The 9,433-nt window shown below is 56.5% G+C and carries 13 protein-coding genes; all 13 read right to left on the bottom strand.

Features of this window, described 5'->3' with window-relative positions; translation table 11 throughout:
* Nucleotides 1–7 precede the first annotated feature (7 nt).
* The 13 genes from T363_RS0113905 to ylxM all read right to left on the bottom strand — a co-directional run bounded on the left by T363_RS0113905 (nucleotide 8) and on the right by ylxM (nucleotide 9,270).
* Nucleotides 8–892 carry a cation efflux transmembrane domain-containing protein gene (locus T363_RS0113905; RefSeq protein WP_031476956.1) on the bottom strand — a complete coding sequence of 295 codons (885 nt, stop codon included), beginning with the start codon at nucleotides 890–892 and terminating at the stop codon, nucleotides 8–10.
* Nucleotides 893–1,225: 333 nt separating this feature from the next.
* Nucleotides 1,226–2,500 carry a GTPase ObgE gene (gene obgE, locus T363_RS0113910; protein WP_031476958.1) on the bottom strand — a complete coding sequence of 425 codons (1,275 nt, stop codon included), beginning with the start codon at nucleotides 2,498–2,500 and terminating at the stop codon, nucleotides 1,226–1,228.
* A 249-nt stretch (nucleotides 2,501–2,749) separates the two neighbouring features.
* Nucleotides 2,750–3,028, bottom strand: coding sequence for a 50S ribosomal protein L27 (rpmA, locus tag T363_RS0113915; protein ID WP_031476960.1), 279 nt, complete (start codon nucleotides 3,026–3,028; stop codon nucleotides 2,750–2,752).
* Nucleotides 3,015–3,353: a ribosomal-processing cysteine protease Prp gene (locus T363_RS0113920; RefSeq protein WP_051643308.1), complete on the bottom strand. Its 339-nt coding sequence runs from the start codon at nucleotides 3,351–3,353 to the stop codon at nucleotides 3,015–3,017. Before T363_RS0113920 ends, rpmA begins: the two co-directional genes overlap by 14 nt.
* A gap of 4 nt (nucleotides 3,354–3,357) precedes the next feature.
* Nucleotides 3,358–3,669 (bottom strand): 50S ribosomal protein L21, encoded by a 312-nt coding sequence (rplU, locus tag T363_RS0113925; RefSeq protein ID WP_031476964.1) that lies wholly within the window; start codon nucleotides 3,667–3,669, stop codon nucleotides 3,358–3,360.
* 164 nt (nucleotides 3,670–3,833) lie between these two features.
* A complete protein-coding gene (locus T363_RS0113930) occupies nucleotides 3,834–4,553 on the bottom strand; it encodes a hypothetical protein (protein WP_031476966.1) in 720 nt (239 codons plus the stop codon).
* 37 nt (nucleotides 4,554–4,590) lie between these two features.
* Nucleotides 4,591–5,268: a ribose-5-phosphate isomerase RpiA gene (gene rpiA, locus T363_RS0113935; protein ID WP_031476968.1), complete on the bottom strand. Its 678-nt coding sequence runs from the start codon at nucleotides 5,266–5,268 to the stop codon at nucleotides 4,591–4,593.
* Between the two features lie 156 nt (nucleotides 5,269–5,424).
* Entirely contained in the window at nucleotides 5,425–6,162 is a 738-nt protein-coding gene (gene trmD / locus T363_RS0113940) for a tRNA (guanosine(37)-N1)-methyltransferase TrmD (protein ID WP_031476970.1), read from the bottom strand.
* Entirely contained in the window at nucleotides 6,159–6,665 is a 507-nt protein-coding gene (gene rimM, locus T363_RS0113945) for a ribosome maturation factor RimM (protein ID WP_031476972.1), read from the bottom strand. The genes trmD and rimM overlap by 4 nt, the downstream gene beginning before the upstream one ends.
* A gap of 312 nt (nucleotides 6,666–6,977) precedes the next feature.
* Nucleotides 6,978–7,208, bottom strand: coding sequence for a KH domain-containing protein (locus tag T363_RS0113955; RefSeq protein ID WP_031476974.1), 231 nt, complete (start codon nucleotides 7,206–7,208; stop codon nucleotides 6,978–6,980).
* Between the two features lie 14 nt (nucleotides 7,209–7,222).
* The gene (gene rpsP / locus T363_RS0113960; protein WP_031476976.1) at nucleotides 7,223–7,465 is read right to left on the bottom strand and encodes a 30S ribosomal protein S16; all 243 of its coding nucleotides are present in this window, start codon (nucleotides 7,463–7,465) and stop codon (nucleotides 7,223–7,225) included.
* A 67-nt stretch (nucleotides 7,466–7,532) separates the two neighbouring features.
* Entirely contained in the window at nucleotides 7,533–8,897 is a 1,365-nt protein-coding gene (gene ffh / locus T363_RS0113965; protein WP_031476978.1) for a signal recognition particle protein, read from the bottom strand.
* Nucleotide 8,898: 1 nt separating this feature from the next.
* Nucleotides 8,899–9,270: a YlxM family DNA-binding protein gene (gene ylxM, locus T363_RS0113970; protein ID WP_031476980.1), complete on the bottom strand. Its 372-nt coding sequence runs from the start codon at nucleotides 9,268–9,270 to the stop codon at nucleotides 8,899–8,901.
* Nucleotides 9,271–9,433: the final 163 nt, after the last annotated feature.

Raw genomic sequence — 9,433 nt, forward strand, 5'->3', positions numbered from 1 at the left:
TCCCGCGCTACGGCACAAGGATCAGCTCACAGGTGCACGAAGGAAAGCTTGCTTCCATTTCAGCATTGACCGCCTGCAGCGCATCTGCCAGTTCGTTTACCGCAAGGCTGTCCGCCGCGATGCGAAAATACACCGCAACCCACAAATGCCGCCCGGTTTTAGTGATATCAAAAAAGACCGGAGAAAATCGGTATTGTTCCATCACCGGATAACAGATCTCCTTGATCTCCTCGGTCAGGCCGGGATCGGGCGCAAACAGAAATACATCCTTGACCGACCGCCAAAGCACCCGTATATTTTCCGGCAGCATAAACACCATCACCAGCACTGCAACGATCTGGTCGAAATACGGCGCAGCGGCGGCCAGCGGGGTCTCCTCCAGATAGCGCGAAAGGAAAAACGCCGCCGCCATCCCCAAGCTGTACAGAATATCCATCCGCCAGCCCAGCAGCTCCGCTTCAATCGTCGGGGAGGAAAGGTTGCGGTTCAGCCGCTTCATAATCAGGAAGATCACCGTGCTCGCCACACCCAGACAGCACTGAAATGCCGCGACCTGCGCATTATTAACCGGATTGCCGCCCGACAGCGCCGCATCCAACACCTCTGCGGACACGCCAAACGTGACTGACAGCATCATAACGCCTTTGATGATGACAAAGATCGATTCCACCTGCAAATATCCATACGGATGTTTTTCCGACACCGGCTTATGGAACAGCGGGGTCAAAAACAGCAGCAGCGCAATAAATACCAGCTCGGACGCATCGTACACGGCATCTGTCAGCGCTGACTGCGAGTGGCTGTAAATCGCAAAAATAAATTCCGCGGCCGCAAACAGCAGCCCAGAAAAAAAGGACATCCGTAAAATCTGCTTTTCTCGTTTTTCCGTCATATGCTTCTTCCTTTTCCAATCGTTGCTGTGCTCCCAAAAAACAAACCGTGCAGACACAAGCGGTCTGCACGGCTTGAAACTCTCGATCGAAACCACGCTTTCGATCGAATTTGCGACGGAGAATCGCGCCCTTCGGGCACAATTCTCCATCGTCCTGTATAAAAAACCACGCACATGTCGCGGTTTTTTATAAAAATTGCAGCAGACTGCAATTTTCTATTTCATGCGCGCTGCCGCGCGTATTGCTCACGCTCAATCACAAAATACTCTTTCGACAGACTGAAACCGTGCAGACACAAGCGGTCTGCACGGTTTTCGTATGATTATGCGCTCTCAGTACACATATTCAAATTCCAGATCGCCGATGACAACAAAATCGCCTTCCTGCACGCCCATCTGCTCCAAGCGGTCGTAAACGCCTGCGCTTTTCAGCATCCTGTCCATATACTGGCGGGATTCATAGTCATCTACATTGACCGAGCCCATGATCTTATCCACCCATGCGCCCGAAACCACATAATAATCCTCGACCTTTTCGACCGTCCACTCGCGCTCGCCTGCCGTGTCCGGTGCGGTCTCGACAAATTCCGGCTCATACACAAACACCGGCGGCAGCTGCTGCAATTCGTGCCAAGTCAGGCGGATCAGCTCTTTCACACCCTGATTGGTTGCCGCGGAAAGCTCGGCAAACAGCAGGCCGTGTTCCTCCGCATAGCGGCGGATTTTTTCGACCGGCTCGCGGTCATCGCCCAGCAGGTCGGTCTTGTTAGCCACGATGATCTGCGGCCGCGCTGCCAAAAATTCGCTGTATCCGGCCAGCTCGGTGTTGATCTTCTCGATATCGTCGATCGGATCGCGCCCCTCGCTGCCCGCCGCATCCACCAGATGCAGCAGCAGGCGGCAGCGGTCGATATGCCGCAGGAAATCATGCCCCAGCCCCGCGCCTTCGGCCGCGCCCTCAATAATACCGGGGATATCCGCCATGACGAAGGACTGCTCCTCCCCCACGGATACAACGCCCAGATTGGGCACCAGCGTGGTAAAGTGATAGTTGGCAATTTTAGGCCGCGCGGCAGAAACCATGCTCAGCAGCGTGGACTTGCCCACATTCGGGAAGCCGACCAGACCGACATCGGCCAGCAGCTTGAGCTCAAGCACGATCTCGCGCTCGATACCCGGCTGCCCGGGCTTGGCAAACCGCGGCGCCTGACGGGTCGGCGTGGCAAAATGCGTATTGCCCCAGCCGCCGTTGCCGCCCTTGGCCGCAACAAACGGTTCATCGTCCGACAGATCCTTGATGACCTGTCCGGTTTTCTGGTCGCGGATGATCGTGCCGCGTGGCACGCGGATGACCAGATCCGCACCGTCCTTACCCTTGCAGCGCTTGCTGCCGCCGTTTTCGCCTGCGGCTGCCACATATTTTTTCTTGTAGCGGAAATCCAACAGCGTTGACAGGTTATCGTCCACCTTGAAAATAACCGAACCGCCGCGGCCGCCGTCGCCGCCGTCCGGGCCGCCGGAGGCAACGTATTTTTCCCGATGGAAGCCTACCTTGCCGTCGCCGCCCTTACCGGATACGATTTTGATTTTTGCAACATCAATAAACATCATTTTCCTCCTTTCTGGGGAATGAAAACAAAATCCCAGACAACCGTCTGGGATTTCTGTTCTTCCAAAACGCGCGCCGCGCGCATACAATCTGAAAACCGTCACGCGGTTTTCATAAAAAGTCAGGACATGTGCCTGACTTTTTATACCCTGACCCAGCCGCTCTGGGCGGCGTCATTCGGGTATCGAAAGCAAGTTTCAGAGAAACTTGCTTTCGTATATAGGGGGCTTCTGAAGCCCCCTATACGTTTACTGCGGGTAAACAGAGACCTGCTTGCGATCCTTACCCAGACGCTCGAAACGAACAACGCCCTCTACCTTGGCGAACAGGGTGTCGTCCTTGCCGCGGCCAACGTTCAGACCCGGATGGATCTTCGTGCCGCGCTGACGGACAAGGATGTTGCCAGCCGGTACGGTCTGGCCGTCCGCGCGCTTGACGCCCAGGCGCTTGGCCTCGGAGTCACGACCGTTCTTGGTCGAACCTACGCCCTTTTTATGAGCGAAAAACTGTAAGCTAATCTTCAGCATCTGCGTGCACCTCCATTACGTTCAAAAATTCGGAATAGTTTTGTTCCAGCTCGTTAAAATGCAGCTTGAGCGCCCGCAGCGCATCCTGTCCGCGCTCCATATCCCCGCCCTGCGGCAGCGTGATGCGGATATGTGCGCCGTCATCCTCGATCAGCGTATCGACCGGGATGTTCTGCACATCAAACAGCAGCGCATGCGTCAGCATGACCGCGCTGGAAATCGCCGCGCAAACGATGTCCTCCCCCTCTTCCGCGTAGCCCGCGTGACCGAGGATGTCCACCGAGAGGAGCTTGCCCCCCCGCGACGAAAAAGTGACCTTTGTCACCGCCTTACGCCTTGATGGACGCGATGGTCACCTTGGTGTACGGCTGGCGATGGCCCTGACGCTTGCGGTAACCCTTCTTGGGCTTCATCTTGAAGATGTTGATCTTCTTGCCCTTGCCGGTCTTCTCGACCGTGCCGGTTACGGCAGCGCCGGAAACGTAAGGAGCGCCGACGGTGAGCTGATCGCCCTCGCCTACGGCCAGAACCTCGTCAAAAGTAACGGTCGCGCCGTCCTCCATGCCGAGCTTCTCAACGTAGATCACGTCGCCCTCGGATACCTTGTACTGCTTGCCGCCAGTTTTCAGAATGGCATACATGTGGTTTTCCCTCTCTTTCGTTATAGAGTCACGCTTGGCACGGCGGCGCCCGGTTTCGGACACACTTAACAAAAGCCATTGCACAATGCGGCTTTTAACAGCATAACACAGGGATTCGGACTTGTCAAGCCTGAATCCCTGTGTTTTTGTCGTTTTATTTACTTTTAAGCAAAGAACGAAGCAACAAAATCCATAAAGCCGGCCGGCACCGAGGTCGCTGCCCCGGTTGCGGTGCGGTTTGTGCTGACAAAACCGGTATTTCCCTGTGCCAAACCGATCACACGGTCGGAAAACAGCACATAATACGTGCACAAGGGGGCGTCTCCCTCTGCCGGCTTATACGCCGCGGCATCATCCCGGTAGGCAGCCAGCTTATCCTGCAAAAAGCCCGCCGGCACACTTAGGTATTTATACTGCGAACCGGTGCTGTAAATCACATACACGCCTTCGGTCAGCTGCGGGATCAGATCAGGCAGGCTGTCGGTTTCCGCCGTTTTGGGGTCGGGCAGCGAGGCAGCCAGACTGGTCAGCATCGACTGATTCTCCTGTGTCAGCGTCGTGACCTGCGCACTGAGCGTATCCTTTTCCTTGCCGAGCGCATCGAGCTTTTCATTCAGCCCCTTGATCGTGCTGCCGCGCACCATAAACAGAATAAAGAACAGCAGCGCCAGCACCAAGCTGACCAGCACCGCGATGCACAGCAGCATGCGGTAGTTCATTTTCGCCTTGGGCTTGCCGCCGGTGCGCACCGGCGGCCGCCGCCGGATCTGGTCACGCCGTTCCGGACGGGCCGCGCGATCCATACGCTGCGGACGTTCGCCGTAATCCGAATACTCTGAAAAATCAGAATATTCCGGGCGATCGGTAAAATCGGTTCGATCCATGATCTTCCCTCCCGTCAGTCCGATATGCTGCCGCCCGTCACTTAGACGGGTTTTCGATGACCTTGACCTCGCCTGAAGCGCAGCCGACGATCATACGTTTACACATATTGAGGAACAGACCGTGCTCCAGCACGCCAAGCATACCGGTCAGCTTGCTGAATACATCCTGAATATCAAAGCCCGCGCCAAGATGCAGGTCGGCAATGTAGTTGCCGTTATCGGTTACAAAGGTCTTGCCGTCCTTCACACGCAGCACCGGATTCCATCCATAAGCTGCCATTTTCTCCATCGCCTGCTTGGAGCCGTACTGAGCGATCTCCACCGGCAGATGGAATGCGCCGATCTTGTCCACCAGCTTGCTCTCATCCATGATCCAGATGACTTCTTTCGCCATGGATGCCACAACCTTTTCCCGGTAAAGCGCACCGCCGCCGCCCTTGATGGCGTTAAAGGCAGGATCGATCTCATCTACGCCGTCGATTGCCAGATCGACATGATCCAGCTCGTCGATCGTCAGCAGCGGAATGCCCAGCTCACGTGCCTGCGCTTCGGTTGCCTTGGAAGTCGGGATCGCCTGAATCTTCAAGCCGTTCTTCACCATTTCACCTACGGCATTCACCATGTGGTAAGCGGTGGAACCCGTGCCCAGACCGACGACCATGCCGTCCTTCACATATTCCGCGGCCTTATCGCCGGCCAATTTCTTCATATCCATGATTCATCCTCCTATGGCATCGCTGACGCTGCAGCAGACTGCGTACATATATTACTTCTATTATAAAATGTCCGCAGAGAAAGGTCAATCTTTTCCGTGCGAAAGCGTAAAATTGCCGATGATGCCGGGCGGTGTTTTCACCGGCGCAGCGATGTCTTACTCCCCATTTTCTCCGCAGATCCGCTCCCACAGCCTGCGGTCCTGCTTATCCTGCGGCGTAAACTGTGCGAACAGATCCGGACGATCCTCCCGCGTGCGGCGCAGGCTCATTTCCCGCCGCCATGCCTCGATATTGGCATGATGGCCGGAGAGCAGCACCTCGGGCACCGCGCGTCCGCGCCAGTTTTCCGGACGGGTATACTGCGGATGCTCCAGCAGCCCGTCCCAGTGGCTTTCCGCCGTAAACGCCTGCTCATCGGGCAGCACACCGGGTACCATGCGGCATACCGCATCCGCAACCGCCATCGCCGGGATCTCACCGCCGGTCAGCACAAAGTCGCCGATCGAGATCTCCTCATCCACACAGGCATCGATAAAGCGCTGGTCCACACCCTCATAATGGCCGCATACCAGAATGATATGCTCCCGCCGAAGCAGCTCGCGCGCTTTCCCCTGATCGAACGGACGTCCCTGCGCGGAGAGGAATACCGTGTGCACCTGCTCGCCCGCGCAGAGTGCCTGATGGCACAGATACAGCGGCTCGGCCAGCATCACCTGCCCGCGGCCGCCGCCGTAGGGCGCGTCATCCGCCTTGTGGTGCTTGTCCGTCGCGTAATCCCGGATATTGGTCGCCCGCACCTCGACCAGCCCTTTCTCCTGCGCACGGCCGATGATGCTTTCCCGCATGACCGCATCGATCATTTCGGGAAACAACGTCATAATGTCGATCTTCATTCGATCAGCCCCTCGATGCTTTCGATATAGATAACGCCTTGCTGCATATCAATTTCCTGCAAAAACGGCTTGGCCGCGGGGATATAGACCAACTGTCCTTCCGGCGTTTTGATCTCGTACAGGTCATGCGCGGGATTGGTGGTCAGCACATCACGCAGGCGGCCGATCTCGCGCGATACCCGGCGGTCATACACCGCAAAGCCCAGAATATCCTGAATAAACACCAGATCCTCGGGCAGCTCAACGTCATCACGGTCCAGATACAGCACGCGGCCGCGCAGCGCCTCCGCCGTCTCAACCGTGTCCACCCCTTCCAGATGCAGCAGCACCACATTTTTATGCACCTGCGCCCGCTGCACGCAAACAGATGTCTTTTCATCCAGCCAAAGGGTATCAAAATCGCACAGCACCTCAGGGCTGTCGCACCAGCTCTGTACCTTCAAATCGCCGCGCACGCCGTGCGTGCCCACGATTTTTCCGGCTTCTAAAAATTTTTTCGGCATAGGTTTATCCTCCGGTTCATTGGGGAAATCGGGCGCCGCCGCCCGGTTCCTGCGCACCTTGGTTACGCATATAATAAAAAAATCGCCGCACCGCGGCGATTTTCAGCTCAAAGCGCCCGCAGGCGCATAAAACAGAAAACCGCAAAGCGGTTTTCATCAAAAGTACGGGCTTCGCCCGTGCTTTTGATACAAAGGCGAAGCACTGCAAAAATCAAAATTTTTGCGGGGCTTCGGCGCGATCGCCCTTTCAGATGCAGCCTGACAAGGGCGTGCCTCGTTTGGAACGGGCTATACCCGTTTCAAACGAAGTTGTCAGTCCAGAATATCGACTGTAACGCGCTTGTTTTCACGATTGCCTGCCGCTTTCATGAGTGTGCGGATTTCCTTTGCGATGCGGCCGTGACGACCGATGACGCGGCCCATGTCCCCGGGCGCAACGCGCAGGGAGAAGGTGACATTATCGCCGTCGATCTCCTCGGTGATGGCAATCGCATCCGGCTCGGAAACCAGATTTTTGACAATATAAGTCAGCAACTCTTTCATTTCGTTAGCCTCACTCAATTCAGCACACCGGCCTTCTTCAGGATGCCGCGAACGGTATCGGTCGGCTGAGCACCATTCTTGATCCACTCCTGAGCGCGGTCTGCGTTAACATTGATGGCAGCCGGATCGGTCAGCGGATTGTAGGTGCCGATCTCCTCGATGAAGCGGCCGTCACGCGGGTAACGGGAATCAGCAACAACGATGCGGTAGAACGGAGCCTTCTTCGCGCCCATGCGGCGCAGTCTGATCTTTACCATGGATATTTCACCTCCTCTGAAATAGAAATGATCTATTGTAAATTTCTTTACAAACAAGGTTAAAGCGTTAGAACGGTAGCTTCAGGCCGCCGAGTCCCGGAAAGCCGCGGCGCTTTTTCCTGCCCTTGCCGCCGCGCGCCATGCCGGAAAGCTGGCGGGTCAGCTTCTGCATGCTTTCAAACTGCTTGAGCAGCTTGTTTACCTGCTCCACAGACAGGCCACAGCCTGCCGCGATGCGTTTTTTTCGGGAAAAATTGATGATGGAGGGGTTATCCCGCTCCTTGGGTGTCATAGACTGGATGATCGCCTCGGTGTGGGCCATCTGCTTTTCGTCGATTTTCGCACCGGCGAGGGCTTTTGCGTCCATCCCCGGCAGCATACCGAGCATTTCCTCCATCGAGCCCATGTTTTTCATCTGCTGCAGCTGATCGTAAAAATCAGTCAGCGTCAGCTTGCCGGCCATCATCTTTTTGGCGGTTTCGGCGGCCTGCTTCTGATCGAAGGACTCCTGCGCCTTTTCGATCAGGGTGAGCACGTCGCCCATGCCGAGGATACGGCTGGCCATGCGGTCGGGGTGGAAGGGCTCGATATCACCCAGCTTTTCCCCCGTGCCGACAAACTTGATCGGCTTGCCGGTAACGGCCTTGACCGAAAGCGCCGCGCCGCCGCGGGCGTCGCCGTCCATCTTGCTCATCAGTACGCCGTCAATGCCGAGCGCTTCATCAAAGCTCTGCGCCACAGCAACCGCGTCCTGACCGGTCATAGCGTCCACCACAAGGATGATCTCGGTCGGCTTGACCTCTGCCTTGATGGTTTTCAGCTCGTCCATCAGCTTTTCGTCGATATGCAGGCGGCCTGCGGTATCCAGAAATACCAAATCATAGCCGCCTCGCTTGGCGAAATCCACGCCGTGCTTGGCAATCTCGACCGGATCGCCCTGTCCTTCTTCGAACACGGCGATATCAAGCTGCTTGCCGACCACCTTTAACTGGTCGATCGCCGCGGGACGGTATACGTCGCACGCAACGAGCAGCGGGCGACGCTGCTGCTGCTTACGCAGCAATCCCGCCAGCTTGGCGCAGTTGGTGGTTTTGCCCGCGCCCTGCAAACCGGCCATCATCACGATGGTGGGCGGGTTGGGCGATATGGTCAAACGGGTGGTCTGGCCGCCGAGCAGGCTGACCAGCTCCTCGTTTACGATCTTGATGACCTGCTGGGTCGGCGACAGGCTTTCGAGGATCTCAGCGTCAGTCGCTTTTTCCGTGACCGCCTTAATGAAATCCTTGGCGACCTTAAAGTTAACGTCGGCCTCTAACAGCGCCATGCGGATCTCGCGCATGGCGTCCTTGATATCGGCCTCGGTCAGCCTTCCCTTGCTGCGCAGGTGCTTGAATGCGGATGAAATTTTTTCGGTAAGGCCTTCAAATGCCATGTTAAGCCTCCTGCCTGAGCTGATCGAGCAGCGACATCATGCGGGACGCGATCTCGTCCGCCTCGCTGCTGTGCAGTGTGCCGGCGTTCAGGGTGCGTAAGCGTTCCACCTCGTATGCAAGCTCCTCCGCGCAGCGCTCGGTACCGCCGTAGCGGGCGACCAAGCCGAGTTTCTGCTCCATTGCATGCAGGGCGTGCTCGGCGCGCTTGACGCTGTCCCGCACCCCCTGACGAGTGATGCCCGCATGCTCTGCGATCTCAGAAAGCGAAAGGTCTTCATTATAATACAGGTCGAACAGCTCGCGCTGTTTTTCGGTGAGCGTCTCGCCGTAGAAATCGAACAGCAGGCTCATTTCGAGCGGTTTGCTCTTCATCGGCGGGCCTCCTTGAAAGTGTAAAGCTATTCACCTTTACACCGAACGTGATTATTCTATCCTATCTTATGGCGGTTGTCAAGAGGGAATTTGTGTTTTCATCCAATTCTGTTAGTGGATTTTGCGCCTGCGCGGCGCGGGCGGTATTTCTCTTTACGCAAAG

Source organism: Agathobaculum desmolans ATCC 43058 (genome assembly GCF_000701665.1).
GTDB lineage: Bacteria > Bacillota > Clostridia > Oscillospirales > Butyricicoccaceae > Agathobaculum > Agathobaculum desmolans.